The organism is Streptomyces sp. NPDC024632 (assembly GCF_055559175.1).
In genome coordinates, this window is record NZ_JBVHLD010000025.1 from 90956 (window position 1) to 116277 (window position 25322).

Consider the following 25322-nt stretch of genomic DNA (forward strand, 5'->3'; position numbering starts at 1 on the left):
GCGGCCGGACGGTCCGCTCAGACGGTCAGCGGGTTGGGCATGGTGATGTAGACCGACTGGGTGTCGACCGGTCCGACGAGTTCGTCCATTCCGTGCAGCCTGGTCAGCAGATTGGCCTTGCTGCGCAGTTCCGGGGCGTCCAGCAGCCGGGCGGGAAGGCTGCTGGGGCCTCCCGCGGCGGCGGCCAGGAAGCGGCGGAACGCGGCGAGCAGCACCTGCTCGTCCGCGAGCCGCTGGGAGCCGAAGGCGCCGATGAGGCCGAGGACGTTGTTGACGCCGAGGTAGTAGGCGATCCGCTCGTCCGCGATCTCGTCGGCGACGAAGGTGTCGCTGTCGGCCCCGATGCCCGGCTGCTGGCGTTCCAGCTCCGCGCGGTGCGACTCGCGGAAGTAGTACCCCTGGTTGTCTCGGTAGCGCCCGCCGCAGGGCCAGCCGGAGGCGTCGAGCAGGACGAGAGTGTTCTGCTGATGCGCTTCCAGGGCGATGCCCGCCTCGCCGTCGAGCCACAGCACCGGCCGTACGACCGCGTCGAGGTAGCGCAGGAACCACTCGGTGGCGACCGCCGTCGCGGGCCTTCCGGTGCGCTCCGCGAGGCGGGTGACGAGCATGGCCAGCCGGGAGCGCAGCGCGGGCGCGGGAACGCCGGGCCACGGGCGCGGCGAGGTGAGTCCCGCCACGCAGTGCGCCTGGTCGCCGGGGCCGAACGGGCTGTGCCTGAGCACGACGTCCAGGCCGGGCACCGGTGTGCCGTCCGGCGTGTCCACGCCCAGCCAGGCCGGGTCGCGGACGATGTCGAAGCCCGGGTGGGCGGCGTGCCAGCGCGCGACGAGCCCGCTGCGCAGCAGCCGGTGCACCTCGGTGCCGCGCCTCAGCTCCTTGCGGAGATTCTCCCTGCGGGAGTTGGTGATGCGCAGCGCCAGGGAGAGCTTGAGCATCGCGGGCGCGTCGGGACGGTAGACGGTCCGCACGGAAGAGGTGGCGTACCACGGGTCGCCGACCGGGCCCAGGTCACGCAGCAGCCCGGCGTCCAACAGCCGCTGGACGGCGGGCCGGTGCAGGATGTCGCGCGCCTGCCAGGGGTGCAGCGGGAGCGGCGCGGTGCCTGCGGGGCACGCGAGTTCTGGCCCGGCCATCGCGGTCAGCAAATCGGCGGCCGGTACGGGTCGGCCGCGGTCGGTCCACGCGGAGTCGGTGGCGAGGACGGCGGCGTCCACGGCGAGCCAGTGCAGCGCGAAGGAGCCGCGCGTCTCGGGCGAGTACGCGGCGCTCTCGCTCTCGCTGAGCCCTTCGCGGGCCTTGGGCGCGGGATGCGTCGGGTGACCGAGGAGCAGGGCCTGTTCCGACTCCAGGAAGGGCAGCTCCGGCTCGGGCCTGCCGGGCCGCGCACGCCGCTCGCTGACGAATACGGCGGTCCTGCGTACCGAATCGGCCACCCTCGCCACCAGGTCGTCGCCCTCGGCCGCCGCACCGCCGCCTTCACGGGCCAGCAGCGCGGCGAGCGCGACCGCGGTCAGCGGGCGGCTCGGGGCGGTTGTGAGGCGGACCGGTCCGAAGCGGTGGTGACCGGTGGCCGACCAATGCAGAACAACCGCCTGGGCCTGCGTGCCGCTGGCGGGCAGAGAGATCCGCAGCAGGCTGTCGGCGGGCTCCGTGAGGCCCGTCTCGCGGACCCAGCAGCGCAGCAGATTCTCGGCGCCCGCCGCGTCGGCGACGCGGTACGGGTCCGGGTGCTCCAACGGGTCCGGATCCTGGTCGGCCGCGGCGGCGCGCGGTCGCTGCACCGGTACGGCGGCGGCCAGCGGCACCGCCGCGCCGGGCGGCATGGGGGTGCCGGGGTCCACGGGTGCGGTCATGCCAGGGCTCCACTCGTCGGTACCGCGCGGCGGCACGGCTTCTCGCGGTCGGTCCGCCGGGATCATGCCGGGCCGCCTCGCGTCGCGGTCCGCGCGGCGTCGATGGCGGCGGCCAGCCGGTCGAGCACGGCTTCGGCCTGTTCGTCGGTGATGGTCAGTGGCGGCAGCAGCCGGATCACGGCGCCGTGCCGTCCGCCCAGTTCGACGATGAGTCCGCGGCGCAGGGCCTCCTGCTGGACGCGGGCGGCGAGCGGGGGCGCGGCGGGAAGCGCTCCGTAGTCGTCGGGCTCGGCTTCGGTGTCGACGAGTTCGACGCCGATCATCAGACCGCGTCCTCGGACGTCGCCAATGCAGTCGTGGTGCGCGGCGAGTCCGCGCAGGCGGCTGAGCATGCGCGCGCCGACGGTCTCCGCGCGCTCGTGCAGCGCGTGCTGCCGCACGAAGCGGAGCGTGGCCGTGCCGGCGGCCATGGCGAGTTGATTGCCGCGGAAGGTGCCCGCGTGGGCGCCCGGCTGCCAGGCGTCGAGCTCTTCGCGGTAGACGATCACGGCCAGCGGGAGGCTGCCGCCGATGGCCTTGGACAGCACCATGACGTCGGGCACGATTCCGCTGCGCTCGACGGCCCAGAAGGTGCCGGTACGGCCGACGCCCGTCTGCACCTCGTCGACCACCAGCGGGATGCCGCGCGCTGCCGTGATCTCACGCATCCTGCGCAGCCAGGTGTCGGGCGCCGGGATGACGCCGCCTTCGCCCTGCACCGGTTCGAGGAGCATCGCGGCGGGCGGCTGCACCCCGCCCTTGGGGTCGTCGAGGAGATGCGCGGTCCAGCGCGCCGAGAGCTCGGCCCCCCGGTCGCCGCCGATGCCGAACGGGCAGCGGTAGTCGTACGGGTACGGCAGACGGGTGATCCGCGCGTCCGCTTCACCGACGGCGCCGCGGACCGCCGTGTCACCCGTAGCGGCGAGCGCGCCGGCCGTCATGCCGTGGTAGGCGCCGGAAAAGGCGAGGAGTCCGCCGCGCCCGGTGGCGATACGGGCGAGCTTGATGGCCGCCTCCACCGCGTCGGTCCCGGCGGGCCCGCAGAACTGGATGCGGCCGTGCTCGGCGAGTTGAGGCGGCAGCGTCTCGAACAGCGCGGTGGTGAAGGCGTCCTTGACCGGGGTCGCGAGGTCCAGGACGTGCAAGGGAGCGCCCGAGTCCAGGACGCCCCTGATGGCCTCCAGGACGACGGGGTGATTGTGGCCGAGAGCGAGGGTTCCCGCACCGGACAGGCAGTCGAGATACCGGCGGCCGTCGGCGCCCTCCACGGTCATCCCGCGGGCGCGGACGGGTACCACCGGCAGGGACCGCGCATAGGTGCGCGCGGCCGATTCGCGCTGCGCCTGCCTGCGGAGAATCGCCTCCCCCGTCATGGATTCGTCGGCCGGTCCCTCGGCGGACACCTCGGCCGATGCCGCCAGTCGTTGTCCCGGCGCGCTCGAAATGGCGGCCACGTGCTCACTCCTCCGGGTCGGCGTCCAGGCAGTCGTCCCCCGTCCGTACTAACGACTGGGTGACGGCTCGATCACGGGCGGCCCGGAGACTTTCGGCGCGGAACCGGCGAACACCCCCGGCCGTCCCTCACACCAGCGGCATAGTGGTGGCCACCGCGCATCGGGGGCGGCAACTGCCGTACAGCCGAAGACATCTCAGGGGGAGCAGTCCATGTCATCCATACGAAGGCCCTTGGTGGCCGCGGCGGCGGCAGCCGTTCTCCTCGCGGGCACCGCCACCGCGTGCGGGTCGTCCGGTGACTCCGCGGACGCCAAGCCCAGTTCGTCGGTGACGGCGGGCAACAACCTCGGTCTGCCGACGTCCTTCCCGACCAGCCTCGACGACCTGAAGAAGTGGGAGCAGGCGTACAAGAAGGGCGGCTGGAAGAACTGGGACAAGGCGAAGTGGCTGCGCAAGGCGGCGGATTTCGTCAACCCGGTGATCAACGGGCTGTGGAGCGACGACCGCATGAAGGGCGCGGACCAGAGCGACAAGAAGGTGCCCACCAACGTGTCGGCCGACCAGGGCGAGAGCGACCCTGCGCCGGATCCGGTGCAGGCGAGCCGGGTCACGGCGCCGTACCACGAGGCCGCACCTGGTGTCGGAAAACTCTTCTTCGACGGGCCCAAGGGCTCGATGGTCTGCTCGGCGACGGTGGTCCGGGACCCGGCGCATCCGGGCAAGTCGAATCTGGTGTGGACGGCGGGCCACTGCGTGCACGCGGGCGCTTCCGGCGGCTGGTACCGCAACATCGCCTTCGTCCCCGCCTACAACGACACGGGCAAGAGCGCCGCGGCCCTGGAGGGCGCCTCGCGTGATGTGCTGGCGCCGTACGGCGTGTTCTGGGCCGACTGGGCCAGCACCTCCGACCAGTGGATCAGCACGGGCGCCGAGTCCGGCGGCAGCGGTTCGCCGTACGACTTCGCCGTGCTGCATGTGAAGCCGGAGGAGGGCGCGGGCGGCAAGTCGCTGGAGGAGACGGTCGGAACGGCGATGCCGGTGTGGTTCGACGCGCCGTCCGCGACGCGGATCGGGACGATGGGCGCCTGGGGCTATCCCGCGGCGCCCCCCTTCAACGGGCAGCAGATGTACGACTGCGTGGGCAAGCCGGGCCGGCTGTCGCTGAACGCCCAGGCGCCGACGGAGTACCGGATCGGCTGCACGATGACGGGTGGTTCGTCGGGCGGCGGCTGGTTCGCCAAGCGGCCGGACGGGACGACGGCACTGGTCAGCAATACGTCGATCGGGCCGGTGACGAACACCTGGCTGGCGGGGCCGCACTTGGGTTCCGAGGCGAAGAAGGTCTTCGACGGCGTGAGCCAGAAGTTCAACTAGCAGACGACGCATGGGTAAGGGGCCGCCTCTAGGAGGCGGCCCCTTACCCATGTCAGTGCGCGCGGCGGCGACCCGGCGTCGAACCGCCGTGGCGCCTCAGCCCTGTCAGGTCCTGGCGACGAGCGTGAACGGGGCCAGTTCCGCGGCCAGTTCCTCGTGCACCCGCACCTTGAGCAGCGTGCCGTCGCCGGTGTGCTCCTCGGAGAGGACCTCACCCGCGGCGTGCACCCGGGAGACGAGACCGCCGTGCGTGTACGGCACCAGCGCCTCGACTTCCACGTCGGGCCGCGGCAGTTCCTGGTCGATGATCTCCAGCAACTCGTCGATGCCCATGCCGCTGCGGGCGGAGACCGCGATGGCGTGCTTCTCGTTGCGCAGCAGACGCTGGAGGACCAGCGGGTCCGCGGCGTCCGCCTTGTTGACGACCACGATCTCGGGCACGTCCAGCGCGCCGACATCGCGGAACACCTCGCGTACTGCCGCGAGCTGCTCCTCGGGCACCGGGTGCGAGCCGTCCACCACGTGCAGGATCAGGTCGGCGTCGCCGACCTCCTCCATCGTGGACCGGAAGGCCTCGACCAGGTGGTGCGGCAGGTGCCGCACGAACCCGACGGTGTCCACCAGTGTGTAGAGCCGTCCGCTGGGGGTCTCCGCGCGGCGCACGGTCGGGTCCAGGGTGGCGAACAGCGCGTTCTCCACCAGGACGCCCGCACCCGTGAGCCGGTTGAGCAGCGAGGACTTGCCCGCATTGGTGTATCCGGCGATGGCGACCGACGGCACCTTGTGCCGCTTGCGCTCCTGGCGCTTGAGGTCGCGGCTGGTCTTCATCTCCGCGATCTCCCGGCGCATCTTGGCCATCTTCTCGCGGATACGCCGACGGTCGGTCTCGATCTTGGTCTCACCGGGACCACGCGTCGCCATGCCGCCGCCGGACGAACCGGCGCCACCGCCACCCATCTGCCGGGACAACGACTGACCCCAGCCGCGCAGCCTCGGCAGCATGTACTGCATCTGTGCCAGCGAGACCTGCGCCTTGCCCTCACGGGACTTGGCGTGCTGAGCGAAGATGTCGAGGATCAGCGCGGTCCTGTCGACCACCTTGACCTTGACGACGTCCTCCAGATGGATGAGCTGGCCGGGGCTCAGCTCACCGTCGCAGACGACGGTGTCGGCGCCGGTCTCCACGACGATGTCGCGCAGCTCCAGTGCCTTGCCGGATCCGATGTACGTGGCCGGGTCCGGCTTGTCGCGGCGCTGGATGACGCCGTCGAGGACGAGTGCTCCGGCGGTCTCGGCGAGCGCCGCCAGCTCGGCCAGCGAATTCTCGGCGTCGTCGACGGTCCCCGTGGTCCAGACGCCCACGAGCACCACGCGCTCCAGTCGGAGCTGCCGGTACTCGACCTCGGTGACGTCCTCGAGTTCGGTGGAGAGTCCGGCGACCCGGCGGAGCGACGCACGCTCGGAGCGGTCGAATTGGTCGCCGTCCCGGTCCTCGTCGATCTCATGACTCCAGGCGACGTCCTCTTCCATCAGGGCGTCGGCCCGAAGGCTCTCGGGGAGGCGCTGGCGGTTGTTCGAAGAGGAAGAAGGAGAGGAGGTCATTGGATCCTTTGGTCGAGCGGTCAACGAATCGGCGGTGTTTCTGCCGTTACTACGATGGTCGCACGCCGGACACTCGCGGTCACGCGAGTTTCGCCGCGGATACCCGCGAGGGCTGTCCGCCGGCCGACAGGACCGGATCTCCGGCGGCCGTCGCCGGAATCACTCGTGTGGGTGACGATCACCCCGGAACCTACGATCTGCCACCAGACGTTCACTGGGAGTAACGATCGAAGGAGACAGTGATGACCCACTTCCCGAAGTCCCCGCAGGTGCGCACCCGGGCTTCCGCGCCCGCGTCCTCACGAGAGTCCTCGCGCGCGTCCAAGCGTGTGTACGCCCTGGTCTCAGGGCTGCGCCGCCGTGACGGCCAGTCGCGCGCGGTAGACGTCATAGACACCTGGCACCGACCGCATCGCCCGCATCAGGATTGCCAGCGCCTGGGGGTCGGGCAGCTCCACCGTGTACGTGTGCCGCACCCGGTGCTCCTGCGGGGGCTCCACCGCGGCCGAGACGATCCCGACGCCCTGGGCCGCGATGGCCTCGGTGAGGTCGGCGAGCAGGCGCGGGCGGCTCAGCGCCTCGGCGAGGATCGTGGCCCGGAAGCCGTTGGCGGGGCCGTCGTCGCGCCAGCGGACGGGTACGGGCGCCCGGCCCGCCGTGACCATCCGGGCGGTGCTCGGACACTCGACGCGGTGGACGGCGACGGTGCCGCCGCGGATGACGAATCCCGTGAGGCCGTCCGGAGGCACCGGCGTGCAACAGCGGGCCAGCCGCACGGTCGCGTGCGGCAGGTCGGTGACCGCCACCGGTTCGGCGGCGCGCGCCTGGCCCGCGGCGTGGGTCGGGCGTACCGCAGGGGCCGACGCCGGCTTGTCCTCGTCTGCCGTCGCCGGGTTCTGGGTCAGCCACCTGGTGATGGCGATCCGGGCGGCCGGGGTGATGGCGTGCTCCAGCCAGTCGGCGTCGGGGCCGGAGGTGGCGGAGTCGTCCATCAGGAGCTGGAGGGTGTCGCCGTCGCGCAGCCGGGTCCCCAGCGGCGCCAGCCGCCCGTTGACGCGGGCGCCGACGCACTGGTGACCGGCCTCGCCGTGCACCGCGTAGGCGGCGTCCACGCAGCTCGCCCCGGCGGCCAGCCGCATCGTGCCGATGGACTCGCCGGACTCGGTGGCGAAGACGGTGATCTCGCGGTCCTGGGCGAGGTCGTCCCGCAGAGCGGACCAGAAGGTGTCGGGGTCGGGGGCGTCGCGCTGCCACTCCAACAGCCGGGCGAGCCAGCCGGGTTGGGTCGGGTCCACCCTCCCCCAGGTCTCCGCCGCGCTCGCACCCTGCTCGGCCTCGGCGACCTGCGGAGTCTCCTCCACGGCGTGCGGGTCGCCGAGCGCGATCACCCCGGCTTCCGCGACCCGGTGCATCCGCCGGGTGCGGACGAGGACTTCGGCGATCCGGCCGCGCTCGTCGGCGACGGCGGTGTGCAGCGACTGGTACAGGTTGAACTTGGGGGCGGCGATGAAGTCCTTGAACTCCGCGATCACCGGGGTGAAACAGGTGTGCAGCTCACCGAGCACGGCATAGCAGTCGGCGTCCTCGGCGACCACGACGAGCAGGCGGCCGAAGTCGCAACTGCCGAGTTCCGCGCCGCCGCGCTTGAGCAGGACGCGGTGGACGGAGACCGCGTGCCGCGGGCGGATGGCGACCTCGGCGGCGATGTCCGCCTCGCGCAGCACCTTGCGCAGGTCCTCGGCGACAGCCGCGAGGAGGTCGGGTCCGGCGGCGTTCGCGGCGATCATGGCGCGGGTCCTGGCGTGCTCCTCGGGGTGGAGGATCGCGAAGACCAGGTCTTCGAGCTCGGTCTTCAGGGCTTGCACGCCGAGGCGTTCGGCGAGCGGGATCAGCACATCGCGGGTGACCTTGGCGATCCGCACCTGCTTCTCGGGGCGCATCACCCCGAGGGTGCGCATGTTGTGCAGCCGGTCGGCGAGCTTGATCGACATCACGCGTACGTCGTTGCCGGTGGCGACGAGCATCTTGCGGAAGGTCTCCGGCTCCGCGGCGGCGCCGTAGTCGACCTTCTCCAGCTTGGTGACGCCGTCGACGAGATAGCTGACCTCCTGGCCGAACTCCTCCCGTACCTGATCGAGCGTCACATCGGTGTCCTCGACGGTGTCGTGGAGGAGGGAGGCGGTCAGGGTGGTGGTCTCCGCGCCCAGTTCGGCGAGGATCAGCGTGACCGCCAGCGGGTGGGTGATGTACGGCTCGCCGCTCTTGCGCATCTGACCGCGGTGCGAGGACTCCGCGAGCACATACGCCCGCCGCAGCGTCTCGATCGCTTCGGGGCCCGCTTCGGGGTGGCGCGCGCGGTGCACCTTGGTGAGGTGCTCGATGGCGTCGGGCACGCGATCCCGGCCGCTGGGGCCGAGCAGCGCCGCGCGGCCGAGCCTGAGCAGGTCGATCCGGCGCAGTCCACGGCGCGGGGCCCCGGCACTGCGGTCGGCGTCCACCGCGTTGTCTGCGCTCATCGGGCACCTCCAGCAGCCTGAACCGGCTGCGGACGCTCTCCACGCCCCGTGGGGCCGCGCCGGTGATTGATGCTACCGAGCCCACCACGTGCGGCAGTCACGCTCTCGCCGAGAGTGATCCCCATCACCCGTTCGAGGGAACGTGTGCGGGAATCCCGGTCGGATACCGCCGGAAAGGTGGTGGTTCAGGCACCGGGGTCGGCGGAGGGACCGCCGCGCCAGGCCGGGTCGATGACGCCCTCGGCGACGATCACCGCGGGTCCGGTCATCTCGATCTGTCCGTCGGCGGTCTCGGTGATCACCAGCCGGCCGCCGGGGACGTCGACGGTGTACGTGACCGGGCGGCCGGTGACGGCCGGGTCGGCGCCGTCGCGGCGGGCCGCGGCGACCATCACGGCGCAGGCGCCCGTGCCGCAGGAGCGGGTCTCGCCGGAACCGCGCTCGTGGACGCGCAGAGCCACGTGGCGCGGCCCGCGGTCGACGACGAATTCGACGTTGGTGCCCGCCGGGTAGGCGTCGGCGGGGGCGACCGCGGGGGCACGGAGGAGGTCACCGGCGTGGTCGAGGGTGTCGACGAAGGCGACGGCGTGCGGGTTGCCCATGTCGACGTGGAGCGCGGGCCAACTGCGGTCGCCCACGGTGACGGTGACGGCGCCTTCGGGAAGCGTGGCGCGGCCCATGCGGACCGTGATGTCGCCGGGAGTGCCGTCGTCGGCGTCCTTGGCGATGTGGACGTCACGGACGCCGGCGCGGGTGGCGACGGACAGGTCGCCCGCGTCGGTGAGGCCGGTGCGCTGGAGGTAGCGGGCGAAGACGCGGACGCCGTTGCCGCACATCTCGGCGATGCTGCCGTCGCTGTTGCGGTAGTCCATGAACCACTCGGCCCGGTCGGAGAGTGCCGCGGCCTCGGGGTGGCAGGCGGAGCGGACCACGCGCAGCAGGCCGTCACCGCCGATTCCGGCGCGCCGGTCGCACAGGCGGGTGACGTCGGCCGGGGACAGGTCGAGCAGACCGTCCGGGTCGGGGACGATCACGAAGTCGTTCTCGGTGCCGTGGCCCTTGAGGAAGGCGAGCGGTGCGGTGTCGTGGCGCGCGTCAGTCACGTCATCGATCGTACGCGGGCGACGGAGGGGGACGGGCTGGTGGGCGGGGCCGTCAGCGCAACCGGGCGACGCGCCAGACGGCGAGCACCGCCAGCAGGGCGATCAGCGCGGTGTATCCGGCCACGTAGCGCCAGTCGACACGGGCGCCGGAGCCGCGGGCGGGCAGGCCGGGCCAGGTGTAGCCGACCCGGCGGGCGGCCATCAGGCCCCACCCGGCGGAGCAGCAGCACAGCAGAAGGCCGAGCATGGCGACGACAGGTCCCGCGTCGCCGGATTCGAAGGCGAGGGGGAAGGCGAACATCAGCGATCCGCTCACCGCGAGGGCGATGATCGGGGCGAGTTGCCAGATCCGCAGTCGGCGCTGGGGGCGCAGCTCGCGGAAGGACTGGCCCTCCTCCATCGGCGGAAGGGGCTCGATCGCTTCCAGGGAGCCGAGGGAGTCCAGGGGCTCGAAGGGCTCCAGGGTGTTCCTCGACTCGGGGATCGCGCCATTGCGCGGAAACTCCGGGGGAATCTGGGCTTCCGCCGCGGGGTCGCGCCCGGCTGGGGTGTCGCGTGGGCCGGCTTCCATCGCCACGCGCCCTCCCGATTCTCCGACACCGTAGCTAGATGCTCGATGATGGCACGGTCGACCGGCAGGTCCGGGACGCCGGAGCGTCCCGATGCCATCACGTGATCAGGCTGTAACCGCTTCTTGGAGCAACGTCAGCGCCTGGTGCGCGAGTTCCGTGCCGCGGGCCGTGAGCCAGTGCACACGCGGGTCGCGGCGGAACCACGAGTCCTGACGGCGTGCGAAGCGCTTGGTGGCGCGTACGGTCGTGGCGCGGGCCTCGTCCTCGGTGCACTCACCGGCCAGTGCGGCGAGCACCTGTTGGTAGCCGAGCGCGCGGGAGGCCGTACGTCCTTCGCGCAGCCCCGCGGCCTCCAGGGCGCGGACCTCGTCGACCAGACCGGCCTCCCACATGCGGTCGACGCGCAGGGCGATGCGTTCGTCGAGTTCGGGCCGGGGGACGTCGACGCCGATCTGGACGGTGTCGTAGACGCCCTCGGGGCCGGGGAGGTTGGCGGCGAAGGGGCGGCCGGTGATCTCCACGACTTCGAGGGCGCGGACGATCCGGCGGCCGTTGCTGGGCAGGATGGCGCGGGCGGCCTCGGGGTCGACCGCGGCTAGCCGGGCGTGCAGGGCGCCGGAGCCGCGCATGTCGAGTTCGGCCTCCAGGCGGGCCCGGACGGCCGCGTCCGTGCCGGGGAACTCCAGGGCGTCGATCGCGGCGCGTACGTACAGGCCGGAGCCGCCGACCAGCACCGGGACGCGGCCCTCGGCGTGCAGCCGGTCGATCTCGACGCGGGCGAGGCGCTGGTAGTCGGCGACGTTGGCCGCCTGTGTCACGTCCCAGATGTCCAGCAGGTGGTGCGGCACGCCCTGGCGTTCGTCCGGGCTGAGCTTGGCGGTGCCGATGTCCATACCGCGGTAGAGCTGCATGGAGTCGGCGTTGATCACCTCGCCGTCCAGGATCCGGGCCAGGGCCACGCCCAGATCGGACTTCCCGGCTGCGGTCGGGCCGACGACGGCGATCACACGGTTCTTCACGTGGCCAGTCTCGCAAACATTGGCCGCTGACCTCGATCGATTGGCGTGAAGCAGGCCAGGGCGGGCACAGGTATGGTCGGAAACAGGGCGGGGGATTCACGATGCTTGGGAAGGTGCCGCATGGGCCTCAAGGACACGTTCAAGGACAAGCTGGGCTTGGCGAAGAGCAAGGCCGGCGACTTGGCGCAGCAGCACGGCGGCAAGATCGAGTCGGGACTGGAGAAGGCGGCGCACACCGTCGACTCCAAGACCGGCGGCAAGTACAGCGACAAGATCGGCACCGGGGTGGACAAAGCCAAGGGCGCCTTGGGCAACCTCAAGGACAAGAGCGGCAAGGACGGCGACGCGACCGCTTGAGCGCTCGCGCGGCGCCCTGCCGTAGGAGGTCCGAGTCGCGCGTCCGGGCGGGGGCTCCGGGTCAGGTATCCGCGTAGCCCTCCGGCTCAGGTCCAGGTCGCCACGGCGTAGCCCACGCCGTACGGCGCCGCCTCGTACAGCAGCTCCCCCGCCAGGCCCGCGCCCTGTGCCGCGCCCGCGAGCACCTGCCACGCCGCCCGGCCGGACACCTTCAGCGCATCGGCCAACTCCGCGTCCAGCGCGGTGAGCGCGTCGGTGTCGGCCGCCGCCAGGGCCGCGGTCACAGCCACGTCGAAGGGCTCGGCGCGCTCGTCCAGGTAGCCGGGCGCCTTGACCGTACGGCAGGCGCTGCCGTCCCCCATCACGAGCAGGGCGACGCGTCCCGCGGCCTCGGCGACAGCGCGGCCCGCGGCGGCGCAGCGCGGCTGTTCCAGTTGCTCGCCGACCCCCAGCCCCTCGACGGGTGCGGCGTGCCAGCCGCGCAGCAACCAGGCGGCTACGGCGAGCGAGGGCGGCAGCGTGCGTGCGGGCTCAGCGGCGGCCTCAGCAGCGGGGGCGGCCGTGGCGTCGGCCGCCGCGCCGCGTTCCGATCCGAGGCGGACGTCCAGCGCGACACCGAACGGCCGGAAAGAGCCTGTGGCGCCCTCGGCGAAAGCACCGCGGTGCAGCCGGTCCGCCGGACCGATCACGACCAGCCGGTCGGGCCGGGAAGCGGCCAGGACGCCGATCGCGTCGGCGCAGGAGGCCCGCAGAGCGTCGAGTTCGGGTGCGGCGCCTGCCGCCACCTCCGGGACCAGCAGCGGCGGGCAGGGACAGACGGCAGCGGCGACCAGCATGATCGAAACCTTACCGGCGCGGCCTCACGGATAGACGGCCGTCGCCGGACAACGGCGTCGGCACGTTCGGCCGCGCACCGGTGTCCGGGACCGCGCGCGTCACTGGACGCTGCATCCGCCCAGCGACGCCGGCTCCGTCACGGCGGGCGCGCCGATCGTCGGCAGACCCAGCATCACGCCCGTGCCGGTCGCGGCCGGGGCCGCGTTGCGCCGCTCCCACGCGTCGCCCGCCCGCGTACGGCGTACGGCGACGGCGGGCTTCTCCGCGAGCAGATGGTGCGGCGCGGCGTAGGTGATCTCGACGGTCACCATGTCTCCGGGCCTGACCGGCTCGTCCGGGCGCTCGAAGTGCACGAGGCGGTTGTCGGGCGCGCGGCCGGACAGCCGCCGGGTGGCGTCGTCCTTGCGGCCCTCGCCCTCGGCGACCAGCACCTCGATGGTGCGGCCGACCTGCTTTTTGTTCTCCTCCCAGGAGATCTCCTCCTGGAGCGCGACCAGCCGCTCGTACCGCTGCTGGACGACGGCCTTCGGGATCTGGCCGTCCATCTCGGCGGCGGGGGTGCCGGGCCGCTTGGAGTACTGGAAGGTGAAGGCCTGCGCGAAGCGCGCCTCGCGCACCACGTGCAGGGTCTGCTCGAAGTCCTCCTCGGTCTCGCCGGGGAAGCCCACGATGATGTCGGTGGTGATGGCGGCGTCCGGCATCGCGGCGCGCACCTTCTCGATGATCCCGAGGTAACGATCCTGCCGGTACGACCGGCGCATCGCCTTCAGCACCGTGTCGGAGCCGGACTGGAGCGGCATGTGGAGCTGGTGCATCACATTGGGCGTCTCGGCCATGGCGGCGATGACGTCGTCGGTGAAGTCGCGCGGGTGCGGCGAGGTGAAGCGGATCCGCTCCAGGCCGTCGATGGTGCCCGCGGCGCGCAGCAGCTTGCCGAACGCCTCGCGGTCGCCGATGTCGGAGCCGTACGCGTTCACGTTCTGGCCGAGCAGGGTGACCTCGACGACGCCCTCGGAGACCAGGGCCTCGACCTCGGCGAGCACGTCGCCGGGCCTGCGGTCCTTCTCCTTGCCGCGCAGGGCGGGGACGATGCAGAAGGTGCAGGTGTTGTTGCAGCCGACGGAGACCGCGACCCAGGCGGCGTACGCGGACTCGCGGCGCGAGGGCAGCGTCGAGGGGAAGGTCTCCAGCGACTCGACGATCTCGACCTGGGCCTCTTCGGCGATCCTGGCCCGCTCCAACAGCACCGGGAGCTGGCCGATGTTGTGGGTGCCGAAGACGACGTCGACCCAGGGGGCCCGCTTCACGATGGTGTCGCGGTCCTTCTGCGCCAGGCAGCCGCCGACGGCGATCTGCATGCCGGGCCTGGCGGCCTTCTTCGGTACGAGCTGGCCGAGGTTGCCGTACAGCCGGTTGTCGGCGTTCTCCCGCACCGCGCAGGTGTTGAAGACGACGACATCCGCGCCGTCGGCGTCGGAAGGCGCGCGGACATACCCCGCGTCCTCCAGAAGGCCGGACAGCCGCTCGGAGTCGTGGACGTTCATCTGGCACCCGTAGGTGCGGACCTCGTAAGTACGCGCGCTCATAACAATCACCCAGAGTACGTGGTCGCCGGGGCCCGGCGCCCCCGCCTTCCCGGGACCGGCCGCCGCCGACCGCCCTTCCCCGATTCCCGCCCGGCTGGCAGGATCCCCATGCATGGACCTCCCCCGCTCCGTCGTACGCCTGCGCGATGCCGCGCTGGGCAGGCGGCGGCGCGTGCTCCAGGCGCTGCTGGCCGGGGTCTCCGTGCTCGCCCTCCTGCTGTGGTGGCTGCTGCCGAACGCGGGGCCTTCGTATCCGCGGGCGCCGATGTCGCTGGCCACCGGGGTCGCCAACGGGGTGTACGAGAAGTACGGGCTGCTCCTCAAGGGCGATCTGCACACCGCGCTGCCGGGAGTGCGGGTCAATCTCGTGCACACCGAGGGCTCGGTCGACAACATCAAGCGGGTGGCGTCAGGACGGGCGGACTTCACCATCGCCGCGGCCGACGCCGTCGCCGATTACGACGGTCCCGGCAAGGACCAGTTGCGCGCCTGCGCCCGGCTCTACGACGACTACATGCAGCTTGTCGTACCGAGCGATTCCACGGTGCGGTCCGCGCGCGATCTGCGCGGGCTGCGGGTCGGGGTCGGCCAGGCGGACTCCGGGGTCAATCTGATCACCAGGCGGCTGTTCGCGGCGGCGGGCCTGGACATCACCAAGGATGTGGACGCGATACCGGTCGGCATCGACCAGGCGCCCGCGATGCTGCGCGACAAGCAACTGGACGCGTTCTTCTGGTCGGGCGGGCTGCCGACCGCCGCCGTGGCCGAGATGGCGCACTCCTCGCCGGGCATCAAGCTCGTCCAACTCGGCGACCTGGTGGCGAAGCTGCATTCCATGGGACCGCAGATGGCGTACTACCGGCAGGCCGTGATGCCCGCCGACGCGTATCCGCAGGCGCAGAAGGGGCAGGCGATCGCCACCATCGCCGTCGCCAATCTGCTGGTCACCACGGACCGCGCGAACACCGGCCTGGTCGAACGGCTCACCCGTGCGGTGATCGACAGCCGAGACGCGATCGGCAAGGAGGTGCACGCCGCGCAATTGGTGGACCTGCGGACCGCGGTGTTCACCGATCCGCTGCCGCTGCACGTCGGCGCGGAGCGGTACTACCGGTCGGTGAAGCCGTAGCGGGTGCTCCGCCGCGACCTCGGCCGCGCCGCGCGCTTACCCCGCCGCGCACTCCGTGGTCATGATCAGACGGTCGTACGACCCGACAACCGTACGGTCACACCCCGACCGGCGCCGTCCTCGGCACCGTCAGGATGACCTCCAGGCCGTGCGGGTCGCGCCGCCCGTAACTGATGGCGCCGCCGCCCTGGCTCAGCAGGGCGCGGGCGATGGACAGGCCGAGGCCGGAGCCGTGCACATTCTGGTGGCGGGCGCTGCGCCAGAAACGATCGCCGATCCTGGCGAGTTCCTCGTCCGTCAGACCGGGGCCGCTGTCGGCGACGGAGATCGCGGTGCGCTGGTCGTCCGCCGCCACGCGCACATGGACGGCCTCGCCGCGCGGGGTGAATTTGATCGCGTTGTCGATCACCGCGTCCAAGGCGCTGGACAGCGCGACCGCGTCGGCCCACCCGGTCACCTTGAGCGCCGCCCGCTCCCCCGCGCTCTCACCTCCCCGGTCCTCCGAGTCCTCCCCCTCCACCGTGAACTCCACGGAGATTCCCGCCTGGTCGGCGACGGGTCTCCAGGCCGCCGAGCGGGTACGAGCGAGCGCGGCGAGATCGGTGACGGCCAGATGACTGCCGGAGCGTTCGGCGAGCGCCAGACCCAGCAGGTCGTCGAGCACCTGGGCGAGCCGGTGCCCCTCCTCCTTCACCGCCTCGGCCTCGTCGTGGCCGTCGGGCAGCTCCAGGCCGAGCAATTCGATCCGCAGCAGCAGTGCGGCGAGCGGATTGCGCAACTGATGCGACGCGTCCGCCACGAAGGCCCGCTGCTGGTCGAGGACTTCCTCGACGTTGTCGGCCATCTCGTTGAACGAACGGACCAGGCGGCGGAGTTCCGGCGGGCCGCCCGCCGTTCCGACACGCGACTTCATCCGGCCGGTCGCGATGTCGTGGGTGACGCGGTCCAAGGTGGCGACCGGAAGCAGCACCCAGGCGGTCAGGCGGACGGCGAAGAGCACGGCGATGGCCATCGCCGCCAGCTCCCCGGCCGCCAGCAGCAGCCAGCCGTGCAGGATGCGGGAGCGCAGCGCGCCGGTCGGCGAATCGGTCACGACGACGGCGACGACGTCCCCGTCCCGGACGATCGGCGAGGCGATGGCGAGTTTGCGGGTCTGCCACGGCCACACCTGGCGGGGGTCGTGGGTGCGGCGGCCGAGCAGCGCCGAGTTGTAGGCGTCGAACAGCTCGCCCTCGTCCGGCACCTTCCAGTCGCCGGGCGCGGCGGCCATCGCGGTGCGGTCGCGGTAGAAGACTCCGGCGTCGATGCCGTACAGCTCTTTGTAACGGGTGAGTTCGGTGCGCAGGGTGTGCAGCCGCTCGTCGTCGGCGCTGTCCACGGCGGTCTGTTCGTCCCGCGCGGTGACGTACTGCGCGAGCGCCGCGAAGCGCGTGGTGTCGTCGATGCGGTCGACCACGACGCGCTGCTGCTGGGACGCGGCCTGGCTGGCGGCCAGCGGGAAGCCGAGGGCCAGCAGTACACCGGCCATCAGCACGATGAGCAGCGGGAGCAGGCGGGAGCGCAAGGTGGTGGCCTCGACGGGTCAGCCGACGGGGACGACGAGCCGGTATCCGACCCCGCGCACCGTCTCGATCATCGCCGGGGTCCGCAGTTTGGAGCGCAGGGACGCCACATGGACCTCAAGGGTGCGACCCGTACCCTCCCACGCGGTGCGCCACACCTCGCTGATGATCTGCTCCCTGCGGAAGACGACACCCGGCCGTTTGGCGAGCAGCGACAGCAGGTCGAACTCCTTGCGGGTGAGGGCGATCAGATCGCCCTCCACGGTGACGCGGCGGGTGGACAGTTCGATGGTGACCGTGCCGAGCAGCAGTTTGGCGCTCTCCTGCGGGCCGGTCTCGCCGGTCCGCGCGGCGGCCAGCACTCCGGTGCCCGCGACGGTCGCGCCGGTGGCTGTCGGCCCGGGGGCGCCTTGCGCGTTCAGCGGCGGGCGGCGGCTCACGGCGTGGATCCGCGCCAGCAGCTCGCCCGTGTCGTACGGCTTCACCACGTAGTCGTCCGCGCCCAGGTTGAGGCCGTGGATCCGGGAGCGCACGTCGGCCCGCGCGGTCACCATGATCACCGGGGTCGCGGTACGGCGGCGTATCCGGCTGCACACCTCGAAACCGTCCTGGTCGGGCAGCCCCAGGTCGAGCAGGACACAGTCGTACGCGGGGCCGTCGCCGGGCAACAGCGCCTGGATCGCCTCCTCGCCGCTGCGGGCGTGCCGCACGTCGAAGCCGTGCTTGCCGAGGACCGCGGAGAGGGCGGAGGCGACCCTGTCGTCGTCCTCCACGAGGAGCAGTCGCATCGTCAACCTCCCTGTTCATCCGGTCTTATGATCATTTCGGCTGATCGTGTTGTTCGTGTGCGGTAGCGGTACCTGTGGACCGAATCCACGCCGATCGGCACGGGGTGCGTCAAGGCCCTACCGGCTCGCGCGGTGGACCGTTACCGACCCGGTACGCACCGGAGGTGCCCGAGGGCGCGCACGGGGCACGGAGGGCGCGTGGAGCGGCGCACCGCGCCGAGGCGGGACCGTCGCTTGACGTGGGAAGGCGCAGTGGGTTGCATACGCTTTGTGACCGCACTTCTTCCGGGGGCCTCTCCATGGACCCGGTGATCGTCGCGGGGGCGGGTCCCGTGGGCCTGGCCCTCGCCCTCGCTCTGGCCCGCCGCGACGTCCCCGTCATCGTCCTCGACGAGGCGGAGGCACTGACCGATGCCGACGGGTTACGGCGCCCACGCACCGCGGTCCTCGGCCCCGACACGGTCGCGTTCGTCGAACGGCTCGGCTACGCCGGTGTCCGCGGCGACGGAGCCTCCTGGTCGGCCTGGCGCACATTGCGCCGTCGTACGGAAGTGCTGCGCGTCGAATTCGGACCGGAGGACTCCCCCACGCACATCGCGCAGCACCAATTGGAGCGCGGCCTGCGCGACGCGCTGCTCGCCTGCGGGTCGGTGCGGATCGTGCCGGGCTGCCGGGTGGACGCGTTCGAGCAGGACGGTCTCGGGATCACCGTGCACACCCGCGGGTCGCACGACACCTGGTGGCGCGGCAGTTTCCTGGTCGGCTGCGACGGTCCCCGTTCGACGGTCCGCAAGCTGACGGGCGTACGTTTCCCCGGCCGCACCGCCGTCGACCGGCACGCGGTGGCGGTGATCCGCGCGGAACTCCCCGAACCGGGTGTGGCGTTGCTGCACCGCGACCCGCCGGGGGCGCCCGCGGGCCAGGAGGTGACGGCCCGTCCGTTGCCGGACGGCCTGTGGCGGCTGGACTGGCTGCTGCCCCCGCAGGGACGGCTGCTCACGTCCGACGCGCTGGTGGAACGGCTGCGGTCCACGCTCACCGCCTGGTGCGGCAGCGTCGTCCCGTACGAACTCGTCGGCTCGGCCGACTATCCGGTGCACCAGCGGCTGGCCAGGCGCTGGCGCAGGGGGCGGGTCTTCCTCGCGGGGGACGCCGCGCACCTGATGGGCGCGCTCGGCGCGCAGAGCGTCGAGGAGGGGCTGCGGGACGCGGAGAATCTGTCCTGGAAGCTCTCGCTGGCCTGGCACGACGGCGCGTCGAAGATACTGCTGAACAGCTACGAGGCGGAGCGGCGCGGGGCGGTCGGCGCCCGGTTGCGCGCCACCGACCAGGCGCTTCCGCTGCTGCGGGCCAGTGGCACGTGGCAGACGGTACGGCACGCGGTGCTGTCGGGCTCGGCGCGCGGCCAGGCGGAGCTGCTGACCGACAGCCATCTCGGCCGGGGGTCCGCCGCCGCGTCCTCGGTCTACGGGCGCTCGCCGCTCGCGCTGCCCGCGCCGCGCTCCGGAGGCGGCAAGTCCGGGCCGTCGCCGCTGGTCGCCGGGTGCGACACGCCGCCGGGCGGTGCGGTGACCGATGTGTCGGTGACCGCGCTCGACGGCACCGTCGGACGGCTGCGGGACCGGCTCGGCCGGGGGTTGATCGTGGTGCTGATCGCGCCCGGTACGGGGGTGTGGGACAGCCGTCACTGGCTGACCGCCGGGCTCATGCCCCGGCTCGCCTCCGCGGTCGCCGCGCTGCCGACCCGCGCGGAGCTGGTCGTCGCCGAGACGTATCCGGGGGCGACCGCGCACAGTGTGCTGCTGATCCGGCCGGACGGGCGCCTGGTCACGGCGATGGTGGGCTGCCGCCCCGCGGAGCTGTACTCGTACGCCGACCTGGCCCGCGGCGGTCCGCCGGTGCCGGCGGGCAGCGAAGGTACAGAGCCGGACGCCGACGACGGTGACGGTGACGGTGAAGGCGGCGGGCCCGGCGGCGCGGCGGGCACGCGGGTCAGCGGGCACACCCGGTAGCAGCCGGGCCGGGCACGCCCTGCCGGACGGTCACCGTCAGCCCGCCGGGGCTGCCGGTCACCGGCACCGTCTCCCTTGGCGGATGGTCCCGGTGCCGGACGGCGGGGCGGTTTTGGGAGGCCCTGGCGGCAGGGCGACGTCCGGTGGCGGGGCCTTCGTACTCCCTCGCCTTCCAGGATTCCGCCGTCCTCGCCGCCGTCACTCCCACGGCTCCTCTTCGAGCTCCTCCTCGACGCCCTCGGCGGCGAGCGCTTCCCGCACCACCCGGAGGGCCAGGCCCTCGGAGTAGCCCTTGCGGGCGAGCATGCCCGCGACGCGGCGGATCCGCTTGTCGCGGTCCAGCCCGCGGGTGCCCGGCAGCCTGCGGCGTACCAGCTCGCGGGCGGTCTGCTCCTCCTGGTCGTGGTCGAGCAGTCCGACCGCTTCGTTCACCAGCTCCGCGTCCACTCCGCGGTGGCGGAGCTCCTGTGCGAGGGCACGGCGGGCGAGACCCCGGCCGCGGTGCCGGGACTCCACCCAGGAGTTGGCGAACGCCTGGTCGTCGATCAGCCCCACATCCTGGAAGCGTTCCAGGACGTGCTCGGCGACCTCGTCCGGGATCTCGTGCTTGCGCAGGGCGTCGGCGAGCTGCCTGCGGGTGCGGGGCGTCCCGGTGAGCAGGCGCAGGCACAGCGCCCGCGCCTGCTCCTCGGGATCGAGCGGCGGCTCTCGCGAGGCCCTCGACTCGGAAGAGCCGCCGCGCTCAGGGGACCTGCGCGCCACGGCGTCAGGCCTTGGCGGCGGTCGCCTTGGTCGCCTTCGCGCCCTTGGGCGCGGGGACCTCGGCCTTGGGCGCGTCGGTCTTGGCCACGGCCGCGGGTCCTGCCGCGTCCGCCCCGGGCTGTGCGCCAGGCGCCTCGACCTTCGGCACGCCGACGCCGAGCTTCTCCTTGATCTTCTTCTCGATCTCGTCCGACAGGTCGGGGTTGTCCTTCAGGAAATTGCGCGCGTTTTCCTTGCCCTGACCGAGCTGGTCGCCCTCGTACGTGTACCAGGCGCCGGACTTGCGGACGAAGCCGTGCTCCACGCCCATGTCGATCAGGCCGCCCTCACGGCTGATGCCGTGGCCGTAGAGGATGTCGAACTCGGCCTGCTTGAAGGGCGGCGCGACCTTGTTCTTGACGACCTTGACGCGGGTACGGTTGCCGACCGCCTCGGTGCCGTCCTTGAGGGTCTCGATCCGGCGGATGTCGAGCCGGACGGAGGCGTAGAACTTCAGCGCGCGGCCACCGGTGGTGGTCTCCGGCGAGCCGAACATCACACCGATCTTCTCGCGGAGCTGGTTGATGAAGATGCAGGTGGTCTTGGTCTGGTTGAGCGCGCTGGTGATCTTGCGGAGGGCCTGGCTCATCAGGCGGGCCTGGAGACCCACGTGCGAGTCGCCCATCTCGCCCTCGATCTCGGCCCGTGGCACGAGGGCTGCCACGGAGTCGACCACGATGAGGTCGAGAGCGCCGGAGCGGACCAGCATGTCCACGATCTCCAGCGCCTGCTCGCCGGTGTCCGGCTGGGACAGGATCAGATTGTCCGTGTCGACGCCGAGTGCCTTGGCGTAGTCGGGGTCCAGCGCGTGCTCGGCGTCCACGAACGCCACCGTGCCGCCCGCCCGCTGGGCGTTGGCCACCGCGTGCAGGGTGAGGGTCGTCTTACCGGAGGACTCCGGGCCGTAGACCTCCACCACTCGGCCGCGCGGCAGGCCGCCGACGCCGAGTGCCACGTCAAGAGCGGTCGATCCGGTGGGGATGACTTCGATGGGTTCGTTCGGCCGGTCGCCCAGGCGCATGACCGCGCCCTTGCCGAACTGCCGTTCAATCTGCGCGAGCGCGGCGTCGAGCGCCTTCTCGCGGTCGTTTCCTGCCATGGGCTCCACCCGGGATGTCTGGTTCGATCGCTTCACGTCCACGACGCTAGCGCCTGGCACTGACAACGCGCCCGGCCGTCGCCCCGTGCTGTGGATAACTCCGGCGGAAACACGCTTCGTCACCACGGAAATCCACCCGGCACAAGCCATAAGAATGGATGTTCGAATTTGATGTCAAGCGACCCGCCGGGGGTGTCGGGCCGCTCCTGAATCCGTCGCTCCGCTCGCGACGCCGCGTCAGCGCTTGGCGGCGGGCACGTCCATCGAGGCGCACACCGCGCGCCAGACGTCCTTGGCCTCCCAGCCGTCGTCCAGCGCCTGATGCACCGTACGGCCGCCCAATTCGGCCATCACATGGTCCCGCGCGAAGGAATCGGCGTACGCGTCGCCGAAGTGCGCGCGCATCCGCTCCCAGAAAATCGTCAACCGCATGACTGCCAGTATCCCGCGCCCGCACGCGTACCGTCACACAGCCGGGTGGCTCCTCGGCTCAGCCGTGTTCCAGGCCGCCGCGCACGCCCTAGGGTGCGCGCATGCCAGCAACCCCGCTAGGTCGCGCCGAGCAGTTCGTGTGGCTCACCGCCCGTGTGCTCGAGCAGCGCAGGTTCGCCTTCCACTTCCTCGACGGCGACGGCGACGCGGTCGAGACCGCGCTCGACGCGTACCGCAATGACGACGCCGGATACGGCCACGCGCTGGAGCCCGACCTGCGCGGCCCGGTGAGCCAGCCGCTGCACGTGGCGTACGCGCTGCGGGTGCTGGACGAGATCGACCGGTGCAGGGGCGGCAGGGCCGAGCGCATCTGCCGCTATCTGACGGCGTGCTCGACGGCGGAGGGCGCGCTGCCCGCGGTCGACGCGTCCTTGCGCGGCTATCCGTACGCGCCCTGGATGCGGATCTCCGACGACCCGCCCGGTGATTTGCTCGCCACCGGGCCCGTGGTGGGGCTGCTGCGGCGCAACGAGGTGTGGCACGCGTGGCTGTTCAGGTCGACGGACTTCTGCTGGGCGGCGATCGACGCCCTGGACCGGACGCATCCCTACGAGGTGCTGGCCTCGCTGGCGTTCCTGGCCTCGGCGCAGAACCGGCCGCGTGCGCAGGGCGCGGTGGAGCGGCTGGGACGACTGGTGCGCGAGCAGGGTCTGGCGCTGCTGGAACCCGAGCGCGCCGGTCAGGTCGCGCCGCCGACCGGATACGCGCCGGGCGAACACCACTTCGCCCACGACTTCGCGCCCTCCCCCGACTCGGCCGCCCGGTCGTGGTTCACCGACACCGAGATGGAACGGTCGCTTGACCATCTCGCGGGGCAGCAGGGCGACGACGGCGGCTGGCCGATCACCTGGCGCGAGTGGGCGCCGGGCTCCGCCCTCGAAGGGCGGCCCATGGTGACGATCGAGGCGCTGCGGACGCTGCGCGCGTACGGCCGTCTGGGCTGACGTCGAGGCCGCGCGGGTAAGGGGCGCTGATCCAGGTGCCCGGTCCTTACGCCGGTGACCGGGCACCGGATGTCGCGGAGGACCGGCCCGTGGCTCACATGCCGGAGACGGCCCGTACGGCCGCGGTCACGACGACGGCCGCGGCCACCACCACGAGGAAGGGCGCCCGCAGCAGGAGGGCGACGGCCGCTGCCGCGAGCCCGGCCGAGCGCGCGTCCACGGCCAGCCGCAGTCCGCTGGTGCCGAAGGTCTGGAGGGCGGTGAGCGCGGCGAGGAGCGCGATGGGCACGAGCGCGGCGAGGCGCTTGACCACGGGGCGTTCCAGCAATCCCGCCGGTACGGACAGGCCCAGCAGTTTGACCGCGTAGCAGCCGAGGGCCGTCACGATGACGGCGATCCAGGTACTCGCTCCTGTGCTCATTCCGCTGTCTCTCCCTCTTCGCGTGCCGGTGCCGATGCCGATGCCCGTGCTGGTGCCTTTGCTGGTGCCTTTGCTGGTGCCTTTGCTGGTGCCTGTGCTGGTGCCCGTGCTGGTGCCCGTTCCGGCTTCCGTACGGTTCCTGACGCGTCCTTTCCGGTGCGCTTCGCGCGGGTGACGGCCAGGACGAGGGGCGCTGCCAGGGCGGCGACCAGGACCGGGACTCCGGCAGGCAGGAGTGGCAGGCAGACAAGGCCGAGGAGGACGGCGACCGCGGCGACCGCCCGTTCGGCGCGCCCCTTGACCATGGGGGCGAGGAGCGCGAGGAAGACGGCGGGGCCTGCCGCGTCCAGCCCCCAGGAAGCGGGGTCGCCGAGCGCCGAGGCGCCCAGGGCGCCTATGAGGGTGGTCAGATTCCACAGGGCGTAGAGGCTGCCTCCGGTGACGGTGAAGCCCAGCCGCGCGGAGGCGCGGTCCTTCTGCGCCAGCGCGACCGCGGAGGTCTCGTCGATGACCCACTGCGCGGCCAGCGGCCGTATCGCGGCGGGCAGGCGGAGGAGCTGGGAGAGCCGGAGCCCGTAGAAGGCGTTGCGGGTGCCGAGGAAGAAGGCTCCCGCGGCTGCCGCGAAGGGGTTGCCACCCGACCCCAGGGCGCTGACCAGGGCGAATTGCGACGCTCCGGTGAACACCAGCAGGGACAGGGCGCAGGTCTGGGCGAGTGCGAGCCCGGCTCCGGCGGAGGTCACGCCGAAGGCGAAGCCGGAGAGCCCGACGGCGACGCCCACCCCGAGGGCGTCGCGGACGACCTGGGCGCGCGCGGAGCGTGGCTGCCGGTCCGCCGGCCCGGTGGATTCTCTGCGGTCGGCGGATTCCGCGGGTTCTGTGGCTATCGGATGTCCCGTCACCCGCATGAGGCTAGGGACGGCGGGACGGCGGGTCTTGTACGTTCTTGCGCTCGCGTTGGTAGGCGCCGGGCGGGACGCCGACGATCCGGGCGAAGTGCCGGTTGAGGTGGGGCTGGTCGGTGAAGCCGACGGCGGCGGCCGTGTCGGCCGGGCTGACGCCTGTGTCGAGCAGGCGGCGGGCGGCCCTGACCCGCTCGCTGGTCAGCCAGGCGTGCGGCGGCAGCCCGTAGGCGGCCTTGAAGGCGCGCAGCAGGGCGAAGGGGCCGGTGCCGACCTCACGGGCCAGTTCCTCCAGGCTCGGCGGAGCCGCCAGGCGGGTGGCCAGCAGGTCACGGGCACGGGCCGCGACGCCCGCGCCCGCGACGGGCGCGGGTCCGAGGGCCGCGGAGTTCGCGTGGCGGGCGAGCATCCGGGCGACGACGAGGCGCAGCTGCGTGTCGGCGGCGAGCGCGTTGTCCCCTTCCGCGGCGCGGTGGACGTCGGCGATCATGCGGGCGGTCACGGGGTCGTCGAGCACCGAGGCGTTGAAGGAAGGGGTGCCGCGCAATGCCGTGGTCTCCGCGGCGACGGCGGCGACCACGGCGGGCGAGGGGTAGAGGACCCGGTAGCTCCAGCCCTCCTCGACGCCCGCGTAGGCGGTGTGCGGGGTCTCAGGGTTGATCAGGACGACTCCGCCCGCGCCCGCCCGCTCGGCTCCGCCGGGCAGCCCGATGCCCTCGACGCCTCCGGTGACCGCCGCGATCACGTAGCTGTCGTGGGCGTGCCGGGTGAAGGTGTGCCGGACATAGCGGGCACGCAGCAGGTCGACTCCGGGCAGTCCGGGGTGTTCCCAGTACCTGGCCTGCTCTCGCACCGTCAC

At 72.3% G+C, this 25322-nt stretch carries 22 protein-coding genes; 5 read left to right on the top strand and 17 right to left on the bottom strand.

The window, feature by feature from the left end:
* Window positions 1–17: 17 nt before the first annotated feature.
* Window positions 18–1853, bottom strand: coding sequence for an IucA/IucC family protein (locus ACZ37P_RS35940; protein WP_467350619.1), 1836 nt, complete (start codon window positions 1851–1853; stop codon window positions 18–20).
* A gap of 62 nt (window positions 1854–1915) precedes the next feature.
* Window positions 1916–3265 (bottom strand): diaminobutyrate--2-oxoglutarate transaminase, encoded by a 1350-nt coding sequence (locus ACZ37P_RS35945; RefSeq protein WP_467350658.1) that lies wholly within the window; start codon window positions 3263–3265, stop codon window positions 1916–1918.
* 292 nt (window positions 3266–3557) lie between these two features.
* Between ACZ37P_RS35945 and ACZ37P_RS35950 the strand changes: the two genes are divergently transcribed.
* The gene (locus tag ACZ37P_RS35950; RefSeq protein WP_391052229.1) at window positions 3558–4721 is read left to right on the top strand and encodes a trypsin-like serine peptidase; all 1164 of its coding nucleotides are present in this window, start codon (window positions 3558–3560) and stop codon (window positions 4719–4721) included.
* 105 nt (window positions 4722–4826) lie between these two features.
* On the opposite strand, the gene hflX is transcribed toward ACZ37P_RS35950, so the two are convergent.
* From hflX to miaA, 5 genes are all read right to left on the bottom strand, one after another.
* On the bottom strand, window positions 4827–6323 hold the full coding sequence (hflX, locus tag ACZ37P_RS35955; RefSeq protein ID WP_391052231.1) for a GTPase HflX: 1497 nt from the start codon (window positions 6321–6323) through the stop codon (window positions 4827–4829).
* 344 nt (window positions 6324–6667) lie between these two features.
* On the bottom strand, window positions 6668–8839 hold the full coding sequence (locus tag ACZ37P_RS35960; protein WP_467350621.1) for a RelA/SpoT family protein: 2172 nt from the start codon (window positions 8837–8839) through the stop codon (window positions 6668–6670).
* A 185-nt stretch (window positions 8840–9024) separates the two neighbouring features.
* Complete coding sequence (gene dapF / locus ACZ37P_RS35965; RefSeq protein ID WP_401311859.1) at window positions 9025–9942, bottom strand: diaminopimelate epimerase; 918 nt, start codon at window positions 9940–9942, stop codon at window positions 9025–9027.
* 52 nt (window positions 9943–9994) lie between these two features.
* The gene (locus ACZ37P_RS35970) at window positions 9995–10513 is read right to left on the bottom strand and encodes a hypothetical protein (RefSeq protein ID WP_355338786.1); all 519 of its coding nucleotides are present in this window, start codon (window positions 10511–10513) and stop codon (window positions 9995–9997) included.
* Between the two features lie 105 nt (window positions 10514–10618).
* Window positions 10619–11533, bottom strand: a complete 915-nt coding sequence (miaA, locus tag ACZ37P_RS35975) for a tRNA (adenosine(37)-N6)-dimethylallyltransferase MiaA (protein WP_355338191.1) — start codon at window positions 11531–11533, stop codon at window positions 10619–10621.
* Window positions 11534–11653: 120 nt separating this feature from the next.
* Between miaA and ACZ37P_RS35980 the strand changes: the two genes are divergently transcribed.
* Window positions 11654–11890: an antitoxin gene (locus tag ACZ37P_RS35980; protein ID WP_391052242.1), complete on the top strand. Its 237-nt coding sequence runs from the start codon at window positions 11654–11656 to the stop codon at window positions 11888–11890.
* An 86-nt stretch (window positions 11891–11976) separates the two neighbouring features.
* On the opposite strand, the gene ACZ37P_RS35985 is transcribed toward ACZ37P_RS35980, so the two are convergent.
* Together ACZ37P_RS35985 and miaB are read right to left on the bottom strand one after the other, a co-directional pair.
* Entirely contained in the window at window positions 11977–12726 is a 750-nt protein-coding gene (locus ACZ37P_RS35985; RefSeq protein ID WP_467350622.1) for a class III extradiol ring-cleavage dioxygenase family protein, read from the bottom strand.
* A gap of 99 nt (window positions 12727–12825) precedes the next feature.
* Window positions 12826–14313, bottom strand: a complete 1488-nt coding sequence (gene miaB, locus ACZ37P_RS35990) for a tRNA (N6-isopentenyl adenosine(37)-C2)-methylthiotransferase MiaB (protein ID WP_402713621.1) — start codon at window positions 14311–14313, stop codon at window positions 12826–12828.
* Window positions 14314–14425: 112 nt separating this feature from the next.
* On the opposite strand from miaB, the gene ACZ37P_RS35995 reads away from it, so the two are divergent.
* A complete protein-coding gene (locus ACZ37P_RS35995; protein ID WP_467350623.1) occupies window positions 14426–15442 on the top strand; it encodes a TAXI family TRAP transporter solute-binding subunit in 1017 nt (338 codons plus the stop codon).
* A 97-nt stretch (window positions 15443–15539) separates the two neighbouring features.
* Here ACZ37P_RS35995 and ACZ37P_RS36000 read toward each other — a convergent pair whose 3' ends face one another.
* Window positions 15540–17006, bottom strand: coding sequence for a sensor histidine kinase (locus ACZ37P_RS36000; RefSeq protein WP_467350624.1), 1467 nt, complete (start codon window positions 17004–17006; stop codon window positions 15540–15542).
* A gap of 18 nt (window positions 17007–17024) precedes the next feature.
* Entirely contained in the window at window positions 17025–17792 is a 768-nt protein-coding gene (locus ACZ37P_RS36005; protein WP_467350626.1) for a response regulator transcription factor, read from the bottom strand.
* A 299-nt stretch (window positions 17793–18091) separates the two neighbouring features.
* Here ACZ37P_RS36005 and ACZ37P_RS36010 point away from each other — a divergent pair, with 299 nt between their 5' ends.
* Entirely contained in the window at window positions 18092–19804 is a 1713-nt protein-coding gene (locus tag ACZ37P_RS36010) for an FAD-dependent monooxygenase (RefSeq protein ID WP_467350628.1), read from the top strand.
* A 198-nt stretch (window positions 19805–20002) separates the two neighbouring features.
* Here ACZ37P_RS36010 and recX read toward each other — a convergent pair whose 3' ends face one another.
* The 3 genes from recX to ACZ37P_RS36025 all read right to left on the bottom strand — a co-directional run bounded on the left by recX (window position 20003) and on the right by ACZ37P_RS36025 (window position 22136).
* Window positions 20003–20566 carry a recombination regulator RecX gene (recX, locus tag ACZ37P_RS36015; protein ID WP_467350630.1) on the bottom strand — a complete coding sequence of 188 codons (564 nt, stop codon included), beginning with the start codon at window positions 20564–20566 and terminating at the stop codon, window positions 20003–20005.
* Between the two features lie 4 nt (window positions 20567–20570).
* Entirely contained in the window at window positions 20571–21704 is a 1134-nt protein-coding gene (recA, locus tag ACZ37P_RS36020; protein WP_355338167.1) for a recombinase RecA, read from the bottom strand.
* 237 nt (window positions 21705–21941) lie between these two features.
* Complete coding sequence (locus ACZ37P_RS36025; protein WP_188286122.1) at window positions 21942–22136, bottom strand: DUF3046 domain-containing protein; 195 nt, start codon at window positions 22134–22136, stop codon at window positions 21942–21944.
* 101 nt (window positions 22137–22237) lie between these two features.
* On the opposite strand from ACZ37P_RS36025, the gene ACZ37P_RS36030 reads away from it, so the two are divergent.
* On the top strand, window positions 22238–23140 hold the full coding sequence (locus ACZ37P_RS36030) for a hypothetical protein (protein ID WP_391130281.1): 903 nt from the start codon (window positions 22238–22240) through the stop codon (window positions 23138–23140).
* A 94-nt stretch (window positions 23141–23234) separates the two neighbouring features.
* On the opposite strand, the gene ACZ37P_RS36035 is transcribed toward ACZ37P_RS36030, so the two are convergent.
* Genes ACZ37P_RS36035 through ACZ37P_RS36045 form a run of 3 tightly spaced genes read right to left on the bottom strand, consistent with a single transcriptional unit; the run spans window position 23235 to window position 25322 of the window.
* Window positions 23235–23561, bottom strand: coding sequence for an AzlD domain-containing protein (locus ACZ37P_RS36035; RefSeq protein WP_355338161.1), 327 nt, complete (start codon window positions 23559–23561; stop codon window positions 23235–23237).
* A complete protein-coding gene (locus ACZ37P_RS36040) occupies window positions 23558–24469 on the bottom strand; it encodes an AzlC family ABC transporter permease (RefSeq protein WP_467350633.1) in 912 nt (303 codons plus the stop codon). The genes ACZ37P_RS36035 and ACZ37P_RS36040 overlap by 4 nt, the downstream gene beginning before the upstream one ends.
* Window positions 24470–24473: 4 nt before the next feature.
* Window positions 24474–25322: a helix-turn-helix transcriptional regulator gene (locus ACZ37P_RS36045; RefSeq protein WP_355338155.1), complete on the bottom strand. Its 849-nt coding sequence runs from the start codon at window positions 25320–25322 to the stop codon at window positions 24474–24476.